The 21,122-nt window shown below is 63.9% G+C and carries 19 protein-coding genes; 11 read left to right on the top strand and 8 right to left on the bottom strand.

Annotated elements, in window-relative coordinates:
• Positions 1-266: 266 nt before the first annotated feature.
• Entirely contained in the window at positions 267-872 is a 606-nt protein-coding gene (locus tag GQB03_RS07265; RefSeq protein ID WP_159686691.1) for a hypothetical protein, read from the bottom strand.
• Positions 873-1,373: 501 nt separating this feature from the next.
• Here GQB03_RS07265 and GQB03_RS07270 point away from each other — a divergent pair.
• Positions 1,374-3,017, top strand: a complete 1,644-nt coding sequence (locus GQB03_RS07270) for a PcfJ domain-containing protein (protein WP_159686692.1) — start codon at positions 1,374-1,376, stop codon at positions 3,015-3,017.
• Here the strand turns inward: GQB03_RS07270 and GQB03_RS07275 are convergent.
• From GQB03_RS07275 to GQB03_RS23165, 4 genes are all read right to left on the bottom strand, one after another.
• Complete coding sequence (locus tag GQB03_RS07275; RefSeq protein ID WP_159686694.1) at positions 2,971-3,465, bottom strand: transposase; 495 nt, start codon at positions 3,463-3,465, stop codon at positions 2,971-2,973. The two genes, GQB03_RS07270 and GQB03_RS07275, sit on opposite strands and share 47 nt — an antisense overlap.
• A 350-nt stretch (positions 3,466-3,815) precedes the next feature.
• Entirely contained in the window at positions 3,816-4,247 is a 432-nt protein-coding gene (locus tag GQB03_RS07280) for a tautomerase family protein (RefSeq protein ID WP_159686695.1), read from the bottom strand.
• An 18-nt stretch (positions 4,248-4,265) separates the two neighbouring features.
• Positions 4,266-5,039 carry an SDR family NAD(P)-dependent oxidoreductase gene (locus tag GQB03_RS07285; RefSeq protein ID WP_235026980.1) on the bottom strand — a complete coding sequence of 258 codons (774 nt, stop codon included), beginning with the start codon at positions 5,037-5,039 and terminating at the stop codon, positions 4,266-4,268.
• 27 nt (positions 5,040-5,066) lie between these two features.
• Positions 5,067-6,500, bottom strand: coding sequence for a DUF1302 family protein (locus tag GQB03_RS23165; RefSeq protein WP_235026981.1), 1,434 nt, complete (start codon positions 6,498-6,500; stop codon positions 5,067-5,069).
• A gap of 188 nt (positions 6,501-6,688) precedes the next feature.
• Between GQB03_RS23165 and GQB03_RS07295 the strand changes: the two genes are divergently transcribed.
• On the top strand, positions 6,689-7,612 hold the full coding sequence (locus tag GQB03_RS07295; protein ID WP_159686699.1) for a LysR substrate-binding domain-containing protein: 924 nt from the start codon (positions 6,689-6,691) through the stop codon (positions 7,610-7,612).
• Between the two features lie 149 nt (positions 7,613-7,761).
• Here the strand turns inward: GQB03_RS07295 and katG are convergent, their stop codons facing one another.
• Positions 7,762-9,972: a catalase/peroxidase HPI gene (gene katG, locus GQB03_RS07300; protein WP_159686700.1), complete on the bottom strand. Its 2,211-nt coding sequence runs from the start codon at positions 9,970-9,972 to the stop codon at positions 7,762-7,764.
• A 465-nt stretch (positions 9,973-10,437) separates the two neighbouring features.
• Between katG and GQB03_RS07305 the strand changes: the two genes are divergently transcribed.
• Positions 10,438-10,914: a universal stress protein gene (locus GQB03_RS07305; RefSeq protein ID WP_159686702.1), complete on the top strand. Its 477-nt coding sequence runs from the start codon at positions 10,438-10,440 to the stop codon at positions 10,912-10,914.
• 37 nt (positions 10,915-10,951) lie between these two features.
• Here GQB03_RS07305 and GQB03_RS07310 read toward each other — a convergent pair whose 3' ends face one another.
• Entirely contained in the window at positions 10,952-11,878 is a 927-nt protein-coding gene (locus tag GQB03_RS07310) for a LysR family transcriptional regulator (protein WP_159686705.1), read from the bottom strand.
• Between the two features lie 193 nt (positions 11,879-12,071).
• On the opposite strand from GQB03_RS07310, the gene uraH reads away from it, so the two are divergent.
• From uraH to GQB03_RS07345, 7 genes are all read left to right on the top strand, one after another.
• The gene (gene uraH, locus GQB03_RS07315) at positions 12,072-12,422 is read left to right on the top strand and encodes a hydroxyisourate hydrolase (protein WP_159686708.1); all 351 of its coding nucleotides are present in this window, start codon (positions 12,072-12,074) and stop codon (positions 12,420-12,422) included.
• Positions 12,423-12,460: 38 nt separating this feature from the next.
• Positions 12,461-13,654: a urate hydroxylase PuuD gene (locus tag GQB03_RS07320; protein ID WP_159686711.1), complete on the top strand. Its 1,194-nt coding sequence runs from the start codon at positions 12,461-12,463 to the stop codon at positions 13,652-13,654.
• 40 nt (positions 13,655-13,694) lie between these two features.
• Entirely contained in the window at positions 13,695-14,222 is a 528-nt protein-coding gene (gene uraD, locus GQB03_RS07325) for a 2-oxo-4-hydroxy-4-carboxy-5-ureidoimidazoline decarboxylase (RefSeq protein WP_159686713.1), read from the top strand.
• 21 nt (positions 14,223-14,243) lie between these two features.
• Positions 14,244-15,176, top strand: a complete 933-nt coding sequence (gene puuE / locus GQB03_RS07330) for an allantoinase PuuE (RefSeq protein WP_159686716.1) — start codon at positions 14,244-14,246, stop codon at positions 15,174-15,176.
• A 22-nt stretch (positions 15,177-15,198) separates the two neighbouring features.
• Entirely contained in the window at positions 15,199-16,245 is a 1,047-nt protein-coding gene (gene alc / locus GQB03_RS07335) for an allantoicase (RefSeq protein WP_159686718.1), read from the top strand.
• 13 nt (positions 16,246-16,258) lie between these two features.
• Positions 16,259-16,759 (top strand): ureidoglycolate lyase, encoded by a 501-nt coding sequence (locus tag GQB03_RS07340; protein ID WP_159686721.1) that lies wholly within the window; start codon positions 16,259-16,261, stop codon positions 16,757-16,759.
• Positions 16,760-17,133: 374 nt separating this feature from the next.
• Positions 17,134-18,654, top strand: a complete 1,521-nt coding sequence (locus GQB03_RS07345; protein WP_159686724.1) for a nucleobase:cation symporter-2 family protein — start codon at positions 17,134-17,136, stop codon at positions 18,652-18,654.
• Positions 18,655-18,786: 132 nt separating this feature from the next.
• Here GQB03_RS07345 and GQB03_RS07350 read toward each other — a convergent pair whose 3' ends face one another.
• Positions 18,787-19,449 (bottom strand): GntR family transcriptional regulator, encoded by a 663-nt coding sequence (locus GQB03_RS07350; protein ID WP_159686726.1) that lies wholly within the window; start codon positions 19,447-19,449, stop codon positions 18,787-18,789.
• Between the two features lie 289 nt (positions 19,450-19,738).
• Between GQB03_RS07350 and GQB03_RS07355 the strand changes: the two genes are divergently transcribed.
• Positions 19,739-21,076 carry a C4-dicarboxylate transporter DctA gene (locus GQB03_RS07355; RefSeq protein WP_159686729.1) on the top strand — a complete coding sequence of 446 codons (1,338 nt, stop codon included), beginning with the start codon at positions 19,739-19,741 and terminating at the stop codon, positions 21,074-21,076.
• Positions 21,077-21,122: the final 46 nt, after the last annotated feature.

A 21,122-nucleotide genomic window follows, 5' to 3' on the forward strand; every position in this document is an offset into this window, starting at 1 on the left:
AAATCGAGGCATCAGAATGGATTCAGCGACGGGTCCCCCTACAACAGGTGCGTCATCTACTGCGTCACGAGCGTCCCGGAATCTGCCGGTGGCACCCTACGGACGCTGTTTCCCAATACATCGGGCGGACCGAGATCGCCGAGGCGCTGGTTCAGGAATGCACGGGTGCGCTCAAGCCACCGGGTGCGAGAGATCCAGCAAGCAAGGACGAGCCCGCGGAATGATGAACTGGGTCTGTCCGAAGGAGGGACCGTTCCCGACTCGCATCATTCCGCTCGCAGACTCAACCCCGGGTCGGAGGGCAGCGCGGCGAAGCTGTGATGCTCGCGGCGCGAGGGAACGGCGTCCATGTTCGTGGGCAGCCAGTCCATGATCGTCGCGATATGCTCGTCGTCCGAACCGACCCGCGTCATGGTCAGGCACATCCGCGTATCCGGAGCATCTCCGTTCATTTTCCCGATTTCAGACATCGCCGACGCATAGGCGCGCTCGAGTTCGTCGGCTTCAGCCGCCACCTGGTAGATATTGGTCGCGAGCGCCCCGACCTCGTCACCGCTTGCACGACGCCAAACTCTTTGTGCGGCAACAAGGCTACCCCTGGTGATGCATAGCGCGTCACCCTCGAAATACATTTCGAACCTCTCCGACAGGCCCACCCGTTCACTTCTATTGACCACCAGGGCCAGACGATTCATCGAGAGCCCGACACCGCTGGAGGCCTCAACGATCAGAACGTTGCGGCAGCTTCGACCATCGCCGCTTCGCTCGACACACCAGAACGGCTTGCGCTGCGCAAGTTCGATGATGTCAGCCGCCAGCAACCGGGCCTCGGAAATTGGAACAGCTCGTACCAGGGACGGTTGAACCGTCACGCCGGCTATCGAAGAACACAACAGGAGTCGAAAAGCTGAATACAGAGGACGCTTCACATTACCACCCGGCCGTCGTTGAAAATTTGGGACACTTCTGGGACCATTCAAGCACAGAACAGTAACAGATGAAACCGGAAAAATGACCAAACCCTCTCAACACACTCTCACTGAACATCCGCCTGAACAAACCTATCTCAGCCGACAAGAGCCAACCGCGTACACAAATGAGCCCCGCCACTTTCGAAGTGCCCAAAGCCAACATATCGTTTGCCCCGCCATTCGAGACCTGACGTCATCTCGATTGAATTCAGCCGCCCCTCGGGACATGCGATGACACCCATGCCCGAAAACCCTGCATGCGAAGCCACCCGATCCACCTCGCAATTCCCCGCGACACCCCGAGCCACGGTGCTTTCGAGGTACGGCGGTTGCGGAAACGGGATTGTTCAACAGCTTGCCTTTCCGGTCTGCGATTGCGTCACTTCACGTGTGCCGGATGCAATGACGCTCAACGTCGTCGAGTTCGAGAACGGAGTCGTCGTGTGCGCCATGTTCCCCCTTGGGCTGCGGAACACCTCCACCGACATCTTCGCGCGCATCGCTCGACTTGCCGCCAAGGGAATGGAAATCGACCATATAGGAGACGAGCTCAGCGGCACGACCGGCTCACGGATCGACGTATTCCAACCTGTACTTCAAGCCGAACGGCTCATGGGGAAATACCCTCTATCCGAGTTGGTCGAACGCGTTTGCGAAAGAGCGTTCGAGGCGAGCCACGTGGGCGGCATGGCACTCGCCTTCATCTGGAAGCTTGACTTCCAAGCCCGTCTGAAAGAGTTCAGCGCTGGACTGAACCCCTCCCTTGTGGCCATCAGCATGCCGCGTTCAGAGACCGACGTAACACGCCGACCGCCGCGTGAAACCTACATCGACACGCGAATCTACAACTTTCTGACAGCTCCGAAAGGGCAGGCGCGAGCGCGCCGAATCACCTTTACGCAAAAACACCCGGTACTCGCAGACATTCTCTCGCAGGGCGGTGGCCCGGAAATGGAGGACATCCGCCGCCGAATCGACTGCGGTCAATCGGTCTGGCGTGACCTTGCCCAGCGATTCGGGGTCGCGCCGCACACCGTCCGGCGTTTCGGAACACTCCCCTTCCGACTGAACGCGTTCCGTCGTCAAGAGGATGCTCTGCTCACGCTGGACGCACTGTGTCCCGAAGACCGCCCGATCAACGTAGACGCGTGGCACCACTTTGCCAGACTCACCGAAGCAGCCAGCGCCTTTGACGAATGGCCCTTGCACTCGCTGCTCGCACGCGCCTGGTGCCGCGAGAAATCGCTCGCGGCCCGCGTGACATCGCCGACTGGTCGTCCGCAGGTGCAGGCCTTCATGCCAAGACAGACAGATGAGGAGAACGTCGAGGGCATGCGAAGCGCCATGCTGAGAGCGCTGGCTGACCGCACGGAATTGGGCTACAACGACCCGAACAAAACTCATCCAGGCATCCGGATAGTCGACCATTGGCTGCTTCGCCAAGGAACAACGCGCTTGGCCACACTTGCGCATCGCTGGCGCAAGCGGCGAGCGGAAATTCTCGGCCTGTCGGGGCCATTCCAGCTCAGTGCGACACGCAGCCCAAGCATCATCGACGCACCGGTAGACATGGGCGAGCGCAGCCTGATCCAGCTCCTGTCCAATGATGCCTTGAAGCGGCAGGGAGAAGCACAAACGAACTGCGTTGCCCGCTACAGCGGTCGAGTCTCGAACGGTCGAAGCCTCATTTTTTCCGTGATCGACAACCACACGGGCAAGGTGTGCTCGACCGTTGAGTTCGAGATTGTTCAAACCGCCTCAACCGATCTTCGCCTTTCCGTCGTCCAGCACTTCGCGGAAAGGAACCGATGGCCTTCGAAAGAATGCCGCCAGGCCGTGGCCGACTTTGTCCATCTGTCCAGAGAGCAAACCCTGCAGGCTCGTTTGAAGCGCTGCTGGGATTGGCTGACCGATCTTGAAACTCAGGGTTTTGATCAAGAGCGAATCGTCGACGCGAATCTGGCAGCACTTAAGCGCGAAGTCACGGGCGCGAAAGGCTTCACCGTCCTTCGGAACAAAATCGCTCGTGCATTGGCTGCGAGATGACCTCAGAAGTCTGCCGCTTGTCGACAAAAGTAGCCACCAACAACTCGCGAAGTTCGACACCCTGCTCGTTGCCCGGGTTGTCGCGGTTACGCCGCAACAACCATCGAGAACGCTCGAGCACCTGACGTTGGGCGGGTGCGCGGTGTAACGCGTTGCTTGATCGCTCCTCGCCCGGCAGACCACGGCCCGACCGAAGCGGAACTACGACGTGACACAGGTCGTAGCCCGCAGCTGCATTTGGGTGATGGGCGGGCACCTCTAGATCGAAGGCGACGCCCAAATCCACCGCGACCGCTTCGACCCAGGCACGTATCCTCGTTGTGATGCTTTCGCCCGCATCAAGCCAGTTCAGGCGCTCGACCTCACGCCCGCTACAGTGGTAGCGGGCGTGCCGGCAAGTCGGTACGTTCAGCCAAATCCGTTGATCAAAACAGTCCCGATCGGGCATACGTCGGCGCTGCCGCAGTGCCCGCGAGGAGCGTGACGTGATGGACCCTCGGAGAGGGAGACAAGCGGCGAGCCGCCGGCTCGCACCTCGAATGAATCTACGACATGGCCTTCCCGGAAGACCAGGCCCAACATGGCGTCTGACATGATGACCAAGAGAACGGGGGCTGGTTTGTTTGGCGACTGCCGATATACCAACCTCCGATCCGTCAACCACTATTTCCCCCTGCGAACGCGAAGAACCACAAAAAATCCCCTCCGCGACCGTGCGGACGCGAAGGGGCGGAGGTCGACCGACATACCCGGGGAGATCGGGCAGCTATCGGTCGGGAGGGAGAGATCTGCGGTAACTCAGGGCATCTGACCGGACGCAGGGGCGGCCCGCGCGGCGATTTCGTCCTTGCGCAAGGCACTGGCGGGTTCGCCGCCAATCGCCCAGTCTTCCGGCCGTACCAGCCGGCAGGCCCCGCGCACATGCTCACGCCTGACGCCAAGAACTTCGACCAGCAACTCGGTAAAGTCCTTCAAGAGGCGCTGACGCTGCGCCAGCGAACGGCCTTCGAGGACGATGAACTCGAAGAACGGCGCATGCACCTTGTTGACCGCTGCGAGCTCGCCGGCGATCGCGAAACGTGACGGTGAGTGCGTCGTGATGAACGCGCGCACGCGGTCCATTGGCGCGCCAAGCACCTCCGCGTAGAGACGACACGCCGAAAGCAGCAGCTGTTCGTCCTGGCCGGGCGAACTCGCCCCTTCGAGCAAGTGGAAATTGACGACTGGCATCTGTCTTCTCCTTATGGCTCAGGGCAGACCACGGCGGCGGCCCGAGTCGAGCATCAGGGTCGAGCCGGTCATCGCGTCCGCGCAGGGGTCGAGTAGCATGCTCACCGCCCAGGCCACTTGCTCCGGTGTGGTGAAGGCGCCGATCGACGACTCTTCCCTCAGTTCGTCCAGCACCTCGTCGACGGAACACGCGCGCTGCTCGGCACGCGCCCTGGCGACATTGCGCAGACGCTCGGTATCGGCCGGCCCCGGGGCAATCACATGGCTGGTGATGCCGCGCGGGCCGTAGGCCAGGCTGAGCTGGCGGGACACGTTCACCAGCGCCGCGTTGGCCACGCCCGCCGAGGCGGCGTAGGCGGTGGGCTCGAGACCATAATGACCACCGATGGCGACGATGCGGCTGCCTTTCACGAAACGCTCGTCGGCCGCTCGGCAGAGACGCAGCAGGCCACCGACCTTGATGTTCACCGCGTCGACCATAGTGGCGGTCGGGGCGACGAGGATGCCTCCCGCGACGCCGACGCCGGGGCCGTGCACCACGGCACGCACGGGGCGGTCGAGCACTTCCTTGATGGCGGCGATGGACGAATCCTCCGAAATATCGGCCACGGCAATGCCGATGGACGGCTGGCGGGCCTGCAGTTCGGCCAGCGCAGCGGCGCGGCGCGCCACGGCAACGACCTTGAGGCCGGCATCGACCAGACGGTCGACCACCTTGTTGCCGAAGGCACCAGTGGCGCCCACCACGACGGCGATCTCCGTGCGATCCGCATCGCTATCGATCCTGCTCACGCTATGCTCCATCTCGTCCCCTTTCGATCAGGTAGTGACGCCCAGGAAACTCTCGGGCACGTGCAGCGACTGCGAGAAGGCGGCCAGCCCCAGGTGATCCATGGTCCAGGTCAGCTTGGGACTGTCCGGGTAGCGGGTGTGGCCGCCCACGAAGATCTCGTTGCGGTTGCCCGACGGATCGAAGAAATAGATCGTCTTCACCGCCGTGATGCCGTGGCGGTCGTTCTGCTCGATCGGGATGCCGTACTTGCCCATCAGGTCGCCCGCGTATACGTGATCTTCCGTGGAGTTCAGGCGGAAAGATACATGGTGGAAGCGTCCCGCCTCCGGGTGCACGCCAAAGGCGATGTCGTGGGCCCGGGATGAGCAGCTGAAGAAGGTCAGGATCTGGTTGCCGCCGAGCTGGTCCACGAGTTCTTCGGCCAGATCGAACTCGAACACCTCGGCAAACAGGCGCGCCGCGTCGGCCATGTTCGGACCAACGATAAACACGTGATCGAGCCCGTAGATGCGCATGCCGCGGATCACGCCCTCGTCGGGCAGGGTGCCCGGATTCACCTCGCCCAGGGTATTGCCCACCTGTGTCTTTTCGGCATACAGATGCATCTCGTGCCCGGTGGGGATGCGGAACCTGAGGCGACGACCGCTCTTTGGATAGACGCCGGCATCCACGAAATCGGCGAAGCTGAAATAGCTGCCGGCGGCGGGCAGGCGCGACTTGCGCCACTCCATCTGGTAATAGGCGCCCAGCGTCACGTCGGCGTTGATCTGCAACTGGCCGGAAATCTGTCCGACCGGCCGCGCGACTTCCTTGAACTGCGAGTTCGGCACCGACAGCGCGCGTGCCAGGTCGAGGGGCGTCTGTGCACCGGCGATGCCGTTGCTGCCAAAGAACAGGCTCTCGCCGTAGAGCTGGGTGAAGCGACCGGCCTTGAGGTTGAGGTTCATGCCCGAGGGCGCCAGGTTGCCGTACACGAAGGCATCGAGAAACTCGGCCTTGCGACCGTGCAGCTGCTTGGTTGCACGCGTGAATTCGTTGTACGGCGCCGAGCGCTGGTTGACCAGCGCCCCGCCGAGCGCACCCGGGTTGTCGTTCGACTCGTTGTACACCTGGTCGTACCAGGCAGCGCCGCTGAGGCGGAACCCCATGTTGCGCTTGAAGCGCACGTCGAGTTCGGAGAGCAGGTCGAGGCGATTGGAGATCAGGCCGCGGTCAAAATTGAGGTCCCCGTCATTGGTATTCGCCTGCGGCCCGATCGAGTTGTCCGCCACCTCCGAGTTCACGCCACGCACCCGCCAGCCGGCGCTGTACTTGACGGTGTTGTCCCACGTCATGCGGACATCCGGGTTGCCGGTGTCGATCTGGAACGCCGAGGCCGCCCCGCTCGCCACGACTGCAGCAGCCGCGATGAACGGCACCGCGCCGCGTCTGGAAACGGAGTTGCAGGGACGCTTTTTCATGTCTTCCTCCTGATGCGCTTTTTGTCTGAATCAGCTGCCCGCTCTGCTTGCGGCGACGCTACGCGGCCGTGGCGGGATGAGCGGAAAGTTATCGATCGAGAGGATTACCGTCCAATACCATTATTCGGACAACGCAATACCCTGGAGGTATGATCCGGACAGCCACGTACCCCGGAGGGAGCCCGACCATGGATCTTCGCCACCTGCGCTACTTCATCGCCGTCGCCGAGGAGGCCAACATCGGTCGCGCCGCGACCCGCCTGCACATCTCGCAGCCGCCGCTGACCCGACAGATCCAGCAGCTCGAGGAGGAACTGGGCGTCACGCTCTTCATTCGCACCCCGCGCGGCATGGAACTCACGCCGGCCGGCGAGTTGCTGCTCGACGAGGCGCGCAACATCCGCTCGCTGGTCGAACAGGCCACCGAACGCACCCAGCGTGCGGGCCAGGGCAGGCTCGGCCGTCTCGATGTCGCGATCTTCGGCTCGGCCATCCTCGACGTGATCCCGACGCTGCTGCTGGCCTTCCGCAACCGCTACCCCGACGTGAAGGTGGTGCTTCACAACATGACCAAGAACGAACAGATCGAAGCCCTGCGGCAGCGACGCATCTCGGTCGGATTCAACCGCATGCTGGCGCCGCACGAGGACATCGGCACCCTGCTCGTCACCACCGAGAACCTGCTGCTCGCGGTGCCCACCGAACATCCGCTGGCGCGCCAGGAGATCGTGCGCTTCGCCGATCTCGCCCATCACCCGCTGATCCTTTTCCCGAGCGGTGCGCGCCCGAGCTTCATCGACAAGATCATCGGCCTGTGCGCAGAACGGGGTTTCGAACCCAGGGTCTCCCAGGAAGTCGGCGATGCGGTCACCGCCGTGGCACTGGCGGCCAGCGGCTTCGGCGTGTGCCTGGTCCCGACCTCGGCCACGACGCTGCAGTTTCCCGGCGTGGTCTATCGCCGGGTGCATGAAGCGCCGCCCGGGTTTTTCGTCGACCTCACCTGCATCTACCGGAAGGCCGACCAGTCGCCGATCCTGGCGGCCTTCCTCGAGACGATCGAGGCCGAACGGGAAGCGCGATCGCAGGCCGGCTCGTCGCACAGCGCCCGGTAGACGCGCTTCCGCACGGCGCGGCGGACAGCTCGTCCCACGTCCGTTCCGCTCTGATCCGGGCGCCGGCAGGAAAAAGCCCGACGCATGTAAATGGTCGGGCTTTCCGTCTTCAGGCCGAAGGCAAGGCCCCGGCCGTCATTGCACCGGGCTCAGGCGAGATCGAAACGGTCGGCGTTCATCACCTTGTTCCACGCTGCCACGAAATCGCGAACGAATTTCTCCTGCGCGTCCCCGCATGCATAGACCTCCGCCAGCGCCCGCAGCTGCGAGTTCGAACCGAAGACCAGATCGACACGCGTACCGGTCCACTTCACCTCCCCAGTCTTGCGATCGCGTCCCTCGAAGGTCTGCGCATCGCCCGAGGCCGGTTTCCAGGCGGTGCCCATGTCGAGCAGATTCACGAAGAAATCGTTGCTCAGCGTATCCGCCCGCCGGGTGAATACACCGTGCTGCGACTGCCCGGCGTTCGCGCCGAGCACGCGCATGCCGCCGACCAGCACCGTCATCTCGGGGGCGGTCAGCGTGAGCAACTGCGCCTTGTCGATCAGCAACTCCTCGGCGGACACCGTGTATTGTGTCTTGAGGTAGTTGCGGAAGCCGTCGGCAATCGGCTCGAGCACCTCGAAGCTCTCCACGTCGGTCTGCGCCTGCGTGGCGTCGGTGCGGCCCGGCGCGAACGGAACTTCGATGTCGTGGCCGGCGTTCTTCGCCGCCTTCTCGACGGCCGCACAGCCGCCGAGCACGATCAGGTCGGCGATCGAGATGCGCTTGTTGCCCGACTGCGCGTCGTTGAACTCGGCCCGGATCTTCTCGAGCGCACCAAGCACCCTGGCCAGCTGGGCCGGCTGGTTCACCGCCCAGTCCTTCTGCGGCGCGAGGCGGATGCGAGCCCCGTTGGCGCCACCGCGCTTGTCCGAGCCGCGGAAGGTCGACGCCGACGCCCAGGCGGTCGACACCAGCTCCGCAATCGACAGGCCGGAGGCGAGGACCGTAGCCTTGAGCGAGGCAACGTCCCGCGCATCCACCAGCTCGTGATCGACCGCTGGAACCGGATCCTGCCAGATCAGCTGTTCCGCCGGCACTTCCGGCCCGAGGTAACGCGAGATCGGGCCCATGTCGCGGTGGGTGAGCTTGAACCAGGCGCGTGCGAACGCGTCCGCGAACGCTGCAGGGTTCTGGTGGAAGCGGCGCGAGATCGGCTCGTAGATCGGGTCCATGCGCATCGCCATGTCGGCGGTGGTCATGATGATCGGCACGCGCTTCGACGGGTCTTCCGGATCGGGCGCCATGTCCTTCTCGGCAAGATCCTTGGGCGTCCATTGCCATGCCCCGGCCGGGCTCTTGACCAGTTCCCATTCGTAGCCGAAGAGCACGTCGAAGTAGCCGTTGTCCCACTGCGTCGGGTTCGGCGTCCAGGCGCCTTCGATGCCACTGGTGATCGCATCGCGCCCCTTGCCGCTGCCGAATCGGCTGATCCAGCCAAGCCCCATCTCCTCGAGCGGCGCGGCTTCAGGCTCGGGGCCGACGTTTGCTGCGTCACCGGCACCATGGGTCTTGCCGAAGGTGTGACCGCCCGCCGTCAGCGCGACCGTCTCCTCGTCGTTCATCGCCATGCGGGCGAAGGTCTCGCGGATATCGCGACCCGAGGCGACCGGGTCCGGCTTGCCGTTGGGCCCCTCCGGGTTCACGTAGATCAGGCCCATCTGCACCGCCGCGAGCGGTTTTTCGAGTTCGCGCTCGCCGCTGTAGCGCTTGTCACCCAGCCACTCGGCTTCGGAGCCCCAGTAGATGTCCTCTTCGGGCGCCCAGATGTCCTGCCTTCCGCCGCCGAAACCGAAGGTCTTGAAGCCCATCGATTCGAGTGCGACGTTGCCGGCGAGAATCATCAGGTCGGCCCACGAAATGCGCTTTCCGTACTTCTGCTTGATCGGCCAGAGCAGCCGACGCGCCTTGTCGAGGTTGGCGTTGTCGGGCCAGCTGTTGAGCGGGGCGAAGCGCTGCGAGCCGGAGCCCGCACCGCCGCGACCATCCGAAGTGCGATAGGTGCCGGCGCTGTGCCAGGCCATGCGGATGAACAGGCCGCCGTAGTGGCCGTAGTCGGCCGGCCACCAGTCCTGCGAGGTCGTCATCAGTGCGTGGAGGTCCTTCTTGACCGCCGCAAGGTCGAGTCCGGCGAACGCCTCGGCATAGTCGAAGGCCTCGCCCATCGGGTCCGACAGGGACGAATGCTGATGGAGGATGCCCAGATTGAGCTGGTTCGGCCACCAGTCGCGATTCGACGTGCCGCCGGCAGCCGATCGGGTGAGCGCGCCGTGCATGACAGGGCATTTGCCCTTGGTTTCGACATTATTGCTTTCCATGTCTCCTCTCCGGTTGTTGTCCCGCCACCCGGACCCGGCATCGCCTGCCACGGGGCGGGGAATTCTCTTTCAGCGCAAGCCGTGCGTCCGGCTGACGGACCGTTTGCCACGGTCTGAAACCTAGTCTAGGCCAAAGATTTTGAGACGGAACGATTTACCCGATTGATTATTTGTCTTTTGATAATAGCTATTCTTGATGATGCTTCCGGAACATGTCGTCCCGGGCGAACTGTCGGGCGATCCGGACCGGACGGCGACGGTCCTGACGCATCCCTGCCCTGTCCGCTGGCCGGGCTTGCCCAATGTCGCGTACGACATGCGGTTTCCCATATACCCGGTATCACCGCTTGCCCGACCGCCGGGGACGCCGGCGCCATAGACTCCATGCGGTCACCCGGACCGGCGTCTTGCCGGCGTCCACGATCGTCCATTCGACACCCGAATCAGAATGCAAGGAGAATGTCCATGAGCTACGAGATCAAGTCGATCCTTTACGCCTCCGACCTTACACCCCGCTCGCCCGCGGTTTTCAGGCATGCGGTGGGAATCGCCGCGAAGTTCGGCGCGAAGCTGCATGCCGTGACGATCAGCCTGCCATCGAGCAGCATGATGCCGTACGAGGAATTCATCACCAGGGAGAAGCTGAGCGAAATCCGCGAAACCGGCCATCAGCGCGCAGAAGCACTGCTCAAGGCCCGCATCGACACCTTTGTGCAGGCCAATCCCGAGATGGATGTTTCACGGGTCCTGGCGAGCGTGCGGGCACTGGAGGGGGAACCCGCCTCGCGCATTCTCGACACCGCCAAGGAGGTGCTGGCCGACATGATCGTGATGGGCTCGCGCGGTCACAGCGCGATCGGTGAATTGCTGATCGGCTCGGTCGCTCACAAGGTCACGATGAAGGCGGACGTGCCGGTCATCCTGGTGCCGATCGATCGATAGCGCGCCCCCGCGCTGCCGCGGCGCGGGCCGGCCGGTCCTACGCCGCGTCGAAGCAGTGCGCCGCCTCCTGGACGAGCCTGCGCAACCAGCGATGCGCGGCGGAATGATGATTGCGATCGTGCCACAGCTGGTAGAAGCGCATCTTGGGGAAGGCGATCGGCGCCCGCAGGACCGCCAGCGGCAGCAGGGGCATGTAGAAATTCGCGAAATGCCGGGTGGTGGTAAACACCAGATCGGTTCCCTGCAGCAGGTACGGCGCCACGGTGAATGACTGCACCATGACCCGCTCGGTACGCTGAATCCTCAACGCCGCCAGGGTGGTGTCGATCAGCCCCCGCTGGGTCGGTGCGTAGGCCATCGGAACCACGTGCGTGGCGCGCTGGTAATCGTCGATCGTCATCTCCTTTCTCGCGAAGGGGTGACGGGCCCCGACGAGACAGACGATCTCGTCCTCGAGCAGCATCGAAAGATGCATCCGGTCCGGCGGTTCCGGCCAGTTGCCGATCACGGTCTCGAGCCGGCCCTCGGCGAGCGCGCGCTCGAAATCGAAGTCGGGACCGAGGGTATGCAGGGCGAGCGACGCGTTGGGCGCCTCGCGCCTGAATGCTTCCGCAACGCGCACGAAGAAGGCCGGCGCGAGATAGTCAGGCGCACCGATGCTGAAGGCGTGCTTGCTGGTAAGCGGATCGAACGCTTCGGGCTCGCCGGTCATGCGATCGATCTCGGCGAGCGCGCTGTTGGCATGCGACAGCAACGCCAGCGCCCGCTCTGTCGGTACCATGCCCCCTTTCTCGCGGACCAGCAACGGATCGCCCAGAACATCGCGCAGACGCTTGAGTGCGGCGCTGATGGCGGGCTGCGACTGGTTCATCCTGAGCGCCGTCCGCGATACGCTGCGTTCGGAAACCAGGATGGAGAAGACACGGAGCAGATAGGTGTCGAGCGGATTGTCGCTACTGCGCATGGGATGAACCTCCTGGCGGGAATCGTCTTCCGGTGGACTTCCCGGACGATAACCCGATTCAAGGCCAAGCCGACGCCCAGAACAATAAAGATATTCGTATATTGCTTATAAAAACATACGCAATCACGCAAGTCGAAACGGCCATAGACTGCACTCAATCAGAATTGCACGGAACCCCAAGGAGAACGCAGCAATGGGACGACTCACCACTCATGTACTCGACACCGCCCACGGACGGCCCGGCGCCGGCATCGCCGTGACCCTCTTCCGCCTCGACGGCGGACGCCACGAACTCGGTCGCTGCATCACTAACCACGACGGCCGTTGTGACCAGCCGCTGCTCGAAGGCGCGGCGATGGAGGCAGGACGCTACGAGATCGTGTTCGGCGCCGGCGATTACTTCCGGGCGATGGGGCTGGATCTGCCCGAACCACCGTTCGTCGACGAGGTCGCCCTGCGTTTCGGCATTGCCGACACCACCGCCCACTACCACGTACCGCTCCTCGTTTCGCCCTGGAGCTATTCCACCTACCGCGGCAGCTGAGCACGCGGCCCGAATCAACGACCACGGGAGAATCCAGGATGGAAACGTATCTGCTCGACTGGGCAAACATGCTGGTGCGCTGGCTGCACCTGATCACGGGCATTGCCTGGATCGGCGCATCGTTCTACTTCGTCATGCTCGACAACTCGCTCAAGCCGCCGAAAAAAGCCGCCGATGCGGAGCGCGGCGTATTCGGCGAGCTGTGGGCGGTGCATGGCGGCGGCTTCTACAACAGCCAGAAGTTCCTCACCGGCCCCAAGGGCGAACCCCTCACCAAGGACCTCCACTGGTCCAAGTGGGAGGCCTACACCACCTGGCTGTCGGGCATGACGCTGCTGGCCATCATCTACTGGATCGGCGCCTCGAACTACCTCATCGACAAGCAGGTCATGGAACTCGCGCCGGGCACCGCGGTGGCCATCTCGATCGCCTTCCTGGCCAGCGGCTGGATCGTCTACGACCTGCTGTGCCGCAACCTGCTGGGCCGCGACGGCCTGCTGGCGGCGATCGTCTTCGTCTTCGTGGTGGCCTGCAACTGGCTGCTCCACCAGGTGTTCTCGGCCCGTGGCGCCTACATCCACGTCGGCGCGATGATGGGCACCATGATGGTGGCCAACGTGTTCTTCCACATCATGCCGGGGCAGCGCCGCATGGTCGCGCAGATCCACGCAGGCGAGGAGGTCGATCCGCGTCCCGGCATCATCGGCAAGCAGCGCTCGGTGCACAACACCTACTTCACCCTGCCGGTGCTGTTCATCATGATCAGCAACCACTATCCGATGACCTACGCCAACAAGCACGGATGGTTGATCCTCACGGTGATCATGCTGGCCGGCGTGTTGATCCGCCAGTTCTTCGTGCTGCGTCACCGCGGCCAGGTCAAATGGTGGCTGCCGGCGGCCGGCGTCGCCCTGCTCGCTACACTGGCGGTGCTGATGGCACCCAAGCCGGTCGACGCCAGCGGCGAGAAGATCGGCTATGCCCAGCTCCACACCGTCCTGTCCCAACGCTGCGTGGCCTGCCATTCGGCCCACCCGACCCAGGAAGGCTTTGCCCAGGCGCCCAAGGGCGTGATGCTCGAGACACCTGAAGAGGTCCGCCAGCATGCGGCGAAGATCGCCGAGACGGTGGCCAGCGGTTACATGCCGCTCGCAAACCTCACCCACATCACCGATGACGAGCGTGCGCTGATCGCAACCTGGTTCGCCCAGGGCGCGAAAACCACCGATTGAAGTCGCGACGCTCAACCACGTGAACAGGAAAGCACAGACAATGGCCCCCACCACACTTCAGCGGGACACCCTCGCCACGCTCTCGGCCCTCTCCAGGGATGCGTTCGTCGCACGTCTCGGCGACATCTTCGAGCATTCTCCATGGGTCGCCGAGCGCGCCTGGGAAAAGCGGCCCTTCACCACGATCGACGCGCTCCACGGGGCAATGGTGGCCGCCGTCGATGGCGCCTCCGAGGACGAGCAGCTGGCGCTGATCTGCGCCCACCCGGAACTGGCCGGCAAGGAAGCGGCCGATGGCACGCTCACCAAGGCCTCGACCGGCGAGCAGAAGGGTGCCGGCCTCGACCAGTGCAGCGCCGACGAACTTGCCCGCCTTCGGCAACTCAATATCGATTACCGGCAGCGCTTCGGTTTTCCGTTCGTGATCGCGGTCAAGGGCCTGAGCCGCTACCAGATCATGGACACCGTGGCAGAACGCCTCAAGAATGACAGGCCGACCGAGTTCCGTGCCTGTCTGAACCAGATTGCGAAGATCGGCCGCTTCCGGCTCGAATCGCTGCTTGCCTGACCTCTTCAGGAGAACACCCGCGTGAATCAAGATTCCAGCTACCCGCGTGATCTCGTCGGCTACGGACGCAACGCGCCGCAGGCCAACTGGCCCGGCCGCGCCCGCGTGGCGGTGCAGTTCGTCCTCAACTACGAGGAAGGCGGCGAGAACTGCGTGCTTCATGGCGACCCCGGCAGTGAGCAGTTCCTCTCCGAACTCTTCAACCCGGCCAGCTACCCGGAACGCCACCTGTCGATGGAAGGCATCTACGAGTACGGCTCACGGGTCGGCGTGTGGCGCATCCTGCGCGAGTTCGAGCGCCGCGGCCTGCCGCTGACCGTGTTCGGCGTATCGATGGCGCTGCAGCGCAACCCCGAGGTCACCGCCGCCTTCAAGGCACTCGGCCACGAGATCGCCTGCCACGGCTGGCGCTGGATCCATTACCAGAGCGTCCCCGAAGAGATCGAGCGCGAGCACATGCGTATCGGCATGGAGATCATCGAGCAACTCACCGGCGAGCGCGCGCTGGGCTGGTACACCGGCCGCGACTCGATCAACACCCGTCGCTTGGTGGCCGACTACGGCGGCTTTCTCTACGACTCGGACTACTACGGCGACGACCTGCCGATGTGGACCGAGGTCGCCAAGAGCGATGGCAGCAGCGTGCCGCACCTGATCGTGCCCTACACGCTCGACACCAACGACATGCGCTTCGCCCTGCCCCAGGGCTTCTCGCATGGCGACGAGTTCTTCGAGTACCTGCGCGATGCCTTCGACGTGATGTACGACGAAGGCGAAGAGCGGCCGGCGATGATGAGCGTGGGCATGCACTGCCGCCTGCTCGGCCGGCCGGGACGCTTCCGCGCGCTGCAGCGCATTCTCGACCATATCGAAAAGCACGACCGTGTCTGGGTCTGTCGCCGCGTCGACGTCGCCCGCCACTGGATCGAGCATCATCCCTACAACAACAAATAACACGACACCAAAGGAATTCACCATGGCCAGCCACACCCCCGGCGCCCCCGTCTTCGCCCCGCCCGCCGAGCTGCCCGACTGGGCTCTGCGCTCGGTCGATCTCGCCAACCCGCGACTCGGCGCACGCGCCCTCTACGCCTCCGACGACTTCTTCGCCGAAGTCGGCCGCATGCTCAACCCCGAGCCCGCCCAGTTCGTCCCCGGCAAGTTCGACAACAACGGCAAGTGGATGGACGGCTGGGAGACCCGCCGCAAGCGCACCACCGGCCATGACTGGTGCTTCGTCAAGCTCGGCGTCAAGGGCCGCATCCGCGGATTCGATGTCGACACCAGCCACTTCGTCGGCAACTATCCGCCCGCCGTCTCGATCGAGGCCTGCGTGAGCGACAGCGACGAAGTCGAAGTGCTCAAGGCCGCCGCCTGGACCGAGGTCCTGCCCGCCACCGCGCTGGGTCCGAGCAGCCACCACATCCTCGCGTCGGTCAGCAACGCCGCCTGGACCCACCTGCGCGTGAACATCTTCCCCGACGGCGGCATCGCCCGGCTGCGTGTCTATGGCCAGCCCGTCGGCGCCCTCGAGGCGGCCTCGGTCGATCAGCTCGTCGATCTCGTCGCCATGGAAAACGGCGGCCGCCCGGTCTCGTGGAACGACGCGAGTTTCGGCTCTTCGGTGACCAGCCTGCTGCTGCCCGGCCGCGGCACCAGCATGGGCGACGGCTGGGAGACACGCCGTCGTCGCGAGCCCGGCAACGACTGGTGCGTGCTCGAGCTCGGCGCCCCCGGCACGATCGAGAAAATCGAAGTCGATACCGCCTTCTTCAAGGGCAACTTCCCCGACCGCTGCTCGCTGCAGGCCGCCTTCGTCACCGGCGGCACCGACAGCTCCGCCACCACCCAGTCGATGTTCTGGCAGACCCTGCTGCCCGAGCAGAAGCTCGAGATGGATGCGCTGCATACCTACACCACCGAGATCGCAGCCCTCGGGCCCGTCACCCATGTCCGATTCAACATCTTCCCCGACGGCGGCGTCTCAAGACTGCGCCTGTGGGGCAAGGTCGCGAAGCGCTAGATCGGGGGGACCCATGGCACGTAACCTGTCCATCGAACCCCTCACCCGCGAAGCCTTCGCCCCTTTCGGCGAAGTCATCGAGGCGAGCGAGGCGGCACAGCACTTCACCATCAACGCCGGCAACACCGAGCGCTATCACGATCTGGCGAAGGTCGAGCCCGGTCCCGAGGGGCGCGTGATCGTCTCGATCTTCCGCGGCCAGCCTCGCACCCTGCCTTTCGAGGTACAGATGATGGAGCGCCATCCGCTCGCATCGCAGGCCTTCATTCCGATGTCCGGCCGTCCTTATCTCGTCGTCGTCGCGCCCGCCGGCAAACCGCCCACGGACCAGGACCTTCGGGTCTTCCTCGCCCGCGCCGACCAGGGCGTCAATTACGCCACGGGGGTCTGGCACCATCCGCTGCTCGCACTCGACGCGGTGTGCGACTTTCTGGTGGTCGACCGCGCCGGACCGGGGCACAACTGCGATGAGGTTCAACTCGAGCAGAGCGTCATGATTCCGGCGCTGAACTGATACCTGCGATTCCCGCGGCGCCGTGCCGGCGCCTGCGCGACCCGGCATGCAACGGCCCGTCCGGTCATCGTGACCGCGATGGGCCGTATTGCGTTCACTGCTGCCCCCTTCCCGACCACCACCGTCGCAGCCCGCCCGGCCCCACCGGCCTGGAGACGCTCTGCCACGGCCGTGGCGCATCGGCCGAGCGGACAAGAATCAGGCATCGCACCAGTCAAATTCGATCAAAACCGATATTGCTGCGGCACCACAATATCCGTTTGCTGATTATGTCTATAAAGCCCGGGAGCTATCCACGTCGGTTCATGTTCGTAAGATGTATCCATCAGTAAGCGTCCGCAGGAATGCATCCATTTACACCGGAGGGTAAGCAAATGTCCCAGCAACCACCATCAACGCAGTCGGACGAGGTCCATCCCGTCGACGAACGCTTGCCAACCGGCCGACTGTTCACGCTTGGCCTGCAGCACGTGCTCGTCATGTACGCCGGCGCAATCGCCGTGCCGCTCATCGTCGGCCGGGCACTCAATCTCGATCATCACCATGTCGCGCTGCTGATCTCGGCCGACCTGTTCTGCTGCGGGCTGGTGACGCTCATCCAGTCACTCGGTTTCGGCAAGTATTTCGGCATCAAGCTGCCGGTCATGATGGGTGTCACCTTTGCCTCGGTCGGCCCGATGGTGGCCATGGCCAACATACAGGGCGGCCCGGACGGTGCCCGGGCGATCTTCGGCGCGATCATCGGCGCCGGCATCATCGCGATGCTGGTCGCCCCGCTGATGAGCCGCATGCTGCGCTTCTTCCCGCCAGTGGTCACCGGCACCATCATCGCGATCATCGGCATCAGCCTGATGCGCGTCGGGGTAGGCTGGGCCATGGGCGGCCCGTCCTTCCTGGCACAGAGCACCGACGTTCCGGCGCTGGTGGCCATGGTCGACAGCGCCCGCGAAGCCGCAGCGGCAGCCACCGCGGCCTTGCCGGCCGGCTCGGAAGCGGTACCGATCAAGCTCGGCAAGATTCCGATGGTCGACAACCCCAACTACGGCGCACTCGACAACATGGCGATCGCGGGCTTGGTTCTGATCGCGATCCTGCTGCTGGTACGTTACGGGCGCGGCTTCGTCGCCAACATCTCGGTGCTGCTGGGCATGATCTTCGGTTGCGGCGTCGCGGTCGCGGTCGGCAAGATGAGCTTCGAGAAGGTTGGCGCCGCCGACTGGTTCAATGTGGTCACGCCCTTCGCCTTCGGCATGCCGACCTTCGACGTCGTGATGGTCCTGACCATGGCACTGGTGATGATCGTGGTGATGATCGAATCGACCGGCATGTTCCTCGCCCTGTCCGACCTCACCGGCAAGCGGATCACGCCCACCGAGCTCTCCGCGGGCCTGCGCACCGACGGCCTCGGCACCCTCATCGGCGGCCTGTTCAACACCTTCCCCTACACCAGCTTCTCGCAGAACGTCGGTCTGGTCGGTGTCACCGGCGTGAAAAGCCGCTATGTGTGCGTTGCCGCCGGCCTGATCATGATCGTGCTCGGCATGCTGCCCAAGATGGCCGCGCTGGTCGAGTCGATTCCGGAATTCGCGCTCGGCGGCGCGGGCCTGGTGATGTTCGGGATGGTGGCGGCCACCGGTATCCGCATCCTCGCCAACGTCGATTTCAGAAGCAACCGGAACAACCTCTACATCGTCGCCATCTCGATCGGCGCCGGCATGATCCCGCTGGTCGCTCCGCGGTGGACCCAGCAGATGGCCCACAGCCTGCATCCGCTGCTCGAATCCGGCATCCTGCTGACCTCGGTCTCCGCGGTGGTCCTCAATTTCTTCTTCAATGGCGGCAAGGCCGACCAGGCCGGCGCGATCGAAGCAGCCAAGGCCGCCGAAGCGCATTGATGCCGAAACGGTGCCGGCGGATCGGTTTCCCTCCTGCCGGCACAGGCCATGCCCTGCAGTGCAACCGGCAGGACATGGCCACCGCGGTCCGGCTACCGGCGCCGCCGGCCGGACCCAGGCGGCAACATCCGCCTAGACGATGATTCCCCACCATCGCAGCGTTTGGCGAAAATGATCGCGTACCCTGGCCGCCGCGGCCTGTTCGTCTCCACCGGAGATCGCGTCCAGGATCTCGAGGTGCTCTTCCATCGCGGGGATGATCCGGTCCGGAAGCAAGGGTCGCGAATGCTGTATCACCGAAATCCGATCGCGGTTGCGTGCATAGATCTCCCTGACGCTGCCGTTGCCGAGCGCATCCGCGAGCGTCGTGTGCAAGGCCCAGTCCACCTCCATCGCCTCACGCTGCAGTGAAGGGGTAATCGCATCGCGGGCAGCCTCGAGCACGCGCTGATGGCGCTCGCGAAGGGCCGCAAGCGCTCCGGCCTCGCCCGCACGGGCAAGCTCGCGGGCGCCTTCCTGATCGAGAATCGTCCGCAAGTGAAAACAGTCCTTGATCGATTCAGGCGTCGCCTCCATCACGGCCACGCCGCGTTTTGGCAGGATTCGGACCAGTGAAGCGGACTCCGCACGCTTGACCGCCTCGCGGACAGGCGCCATCGGCATGCCAAGGGTCTTCGTCAGGTCGGGCATCGAAACGAACTGCCCCGCCCGCAAGGATCCATTCGTGAGCAAGCCCCGCAAGGCCTTGAATGCCCGATCTGCCAGCAACTCGCCCTCTGCTTCCAGCCTGTCCATTGAAGAACCTCTGATTGTTTTGCGCGATTGTCACATCGCGGCAGGTGTCGGGCAAATGCCGGCTGCGATGTTTTCTGCGTTACCATAAATAACTTCTATTGGTATATCAGATTCGTGATCTCTAACATTTTACCAAACATATAACACTGCATCCGCGGCAACGCGTAACCCCGCGTTCGAATGCGAATGGCCGATGATGACGACACTCCACCGCGTTTCGTCATTGCCGAGGCAAAAAGTCCGGTTGCCACCCGTGCAGCCATACTCCACCCGCTTCGCAAGGTGTCCAATGAATACTCGCTTCCACAAAACCCTGTTCGGGCAAGTCGTCATCGCCCTGGTCCTCGGCGTCGCCGTCGGTGTCTTCTGGCCCGAATTCGCCGCCAAACTGAAACCCTTCGGCGACGGCTTCATCAAGCTCATCAAGATGATCATCGCGCCGCTGGTGTTCTGCGTCGTCGTCCATGGCATCTGCAGCACCGGCGATCTGAAAAAGGTCGGTCGCGTCGGCGGCAAGGCCCTGCTGTACTTCGAAGTCGTCACCACCTTTGCACTCGCACTTGGCATCCTGCTGGCTCATGTGTTCCAGCCCGGCGTCGGCATGAACGTCAACGTCGCCTCCCTCGACGCCTCCGCGCTGGCCGGCTACACGGCGCACATCGCACAAGCGACGAGCACCACCGACTTCATCATGAAGATCATTCCGGCGACCTTCTTCGATGCCTTTGCCAAGGGCGACATCCTGCAGGTCCTGCTGATCGCCGTCCTGTTCGGCGCCGCGGTCGCTGCCCTCGGTGAACGCGGCCGCCCGATCACTGCCGCGATCGACGGACTCTCGCACGTCTTCTTCAAGCTGATCGGCTTCATCGTCAAGCTGGCGCCGCTCGGCGTCCTCGGCGCCATCGCCTTCACCGTCGGCAAGTACGGTGTGGGCTCGCTCAAGCAGCTGGGCATGCTGGTGGCACTGTTCTACCTCACCTGCACCATCTTCGTGATCGGCGTGCTCGGCTTCATCCTGCGCATGGCCGGCTTCAACATCTTCAAGCTGCTGCGCTACCTGCGCGAAGAACTGCTGGTCGTGCTCGGCACCGCATCGTCGGATTCCGTGCTGCCGCAAGTCATGCGCAAGCTCGAACGCATGGGCATCAAGGATTCAACGGTCGGCCTCGTCATCCCCACCGGTTACTCGTTCAACCTCGACGGCTTCTCGATCTATCTGACGCTTGCCGCGGTGTTCATCGCCCAGGCAACCAATACGCCACTGTCGACTGTCGATCTGCTGACCATCCTTGCCATTTCCCTGCTCACCTCCAAGGGCGCGCACGGCGTCCCCGGCTCGGCCATCGTGATCCTCGCCGCCACGCTCAGCGCGGTGCCCGCGATCCCGGCGATCGGCCTGGTGCTGCTCCTGTCGGTGGACTGGTTCATGGGCATGGCTCGCGCGCTCACCAACATGATCGGCAACTGTGTCGCCACCGTCGTGATCGGCGTATGGGAGAAGGATGTCGACCGGCAGCTCGCCCACCAGGTACTCAACCGCGAAATCGTGGTCGACCTGAACGACACCGATACGGAAGAACACGAGCACACCCCGCAGGCACCCGTGCTGATCCCGGCCACTGCCTGAACAAGGCGACACCACACCCCGGCGAGCAGTCCGCGCCCGCCGGGCA

The organism is Cognatazoarcus halotolerans, assembly GCF_009800965.1.
GTDB lineage: Bacteria > Pseudomonadota > Gammaproteobacteria > Burkholderiales > Rhodocyclaceae > Cognatazoarcus > Cognatazoarcus halotolerans.

Excerpts from the sequence above, each read along its gene's own strand:
- GQB03_RS07270 (WP_159686692.1), top strand. The coding sequence starts at position 1,374 with ATGACGCTCAACGTCGTCGAGTTCGAGAACGGAGTCGTCGTGTGCGCC.
- GQB03_RS07275 (WP_159686694.1), bottom strand. The coding sequence starts at position 3,465 with ATGCCCGATCGGGACTGTTTTGATCAACGGATTTGGCTGAACGTACCG.
- GQB03_RS07280 (WP_159686695.1), bottom strand. The coding sequence starts at position 4,247 with ATGCCAGTCGTCAATTTCCACTTGCTCGAAGGGGCGAGTTCGCCCGGC.
- GQB03_RS23165 (WP_235026981.1), bottom strand. The coding sequence starts at position 6,500 with ATGAAAAAGCGTCCCTGCAACTCCGTTTCCAGACGCGGCGCGGTGCCG.
- GQB03_RS07295 (WP_159686699.1), top strand. The coding sequence starts at position 6,689 with ATGGATCTTCGCCACCTGCGCTACTTCATCGCCGTCGCCGAGGAGGCC.
- katG (WP_159686700.1), bottom strand. The coding sequence starts at position 9,972 with ATGGAAAGCAATAATGTCGAAACCAAGGGCAAATGCCCTGTCATGCAC.
- GQB03_RS07305 (WP_159686702.1), top strand. The coding sequence starts at position 10,438 with ATGAGCTACGAGATCAAGTCGATCCTTTACGCCTCCGACCTTACACCC.
- GQB03_RS07310 (WP_159686705.1), bottom strand. The coding sequence starts at position 11,878 with ATGCGCAGTAGCGACAATCCGCTCGACACCTATCTGCTCCGTGTCTTC.
- uraH (WP_159686708.1), top strand. The coding sequence starts at position 12,072 with ATGGGACGACTCACCACTCATGTACTCGACACCGCCCACGGACGGCCC.
- GQB03_RS07320 (WP_159686711.1), top strand. The coding sequence starts at position 12,461 with ATGGAAACGTATCTGCTCGACTGGGCAAACATGCTGGTGCGCTGGCTG.
- uraD (WP_159686713.1), top strand. The coding sequence starts at position 13,695 with ATGGCCCCCACCACACTTCAGCGGGACACCCTCGCCACGCTCTCGGCC.
- alc (WP_159686718.1), top strand. The coding sequence starts at position 15,199 with ATGGCCAGCCACACCCCCGGCGCCCCCGTCTTCGCCCCGCCCGCCGAG.
- GQB03_RS07340 (WP_159686721.1), top strand. The coding sequence starts at position 16,259 with ATGGCACGTAACCTGTCCATCGAACCCCTCACCCGCGAAGCCTTCGCC.
- GQB03_RS07345 (WP_159686724.1), top strand. The coding sequence starts at position 17,134 with ATGTCCCAGCAACCACCATCAACGCAGTCGGACGAGGTCCATCCCGTC.
- GQB03_RS07350 (WP_159686726.1), bottom strand. The coding sequence starts at position 19,449 with ATGGACAGGCTGGAAGCAGAGGGCGAGTTGCTGGCAGATCGGGCATTC.
- GQB03_RS07355 (WP_159686729.1), top strand. The coding sequence starts at position 19,739 with ATGAATACTCGCTTCCACAAAACCCTGTTCGGGCAAGTCGTCATCGCC.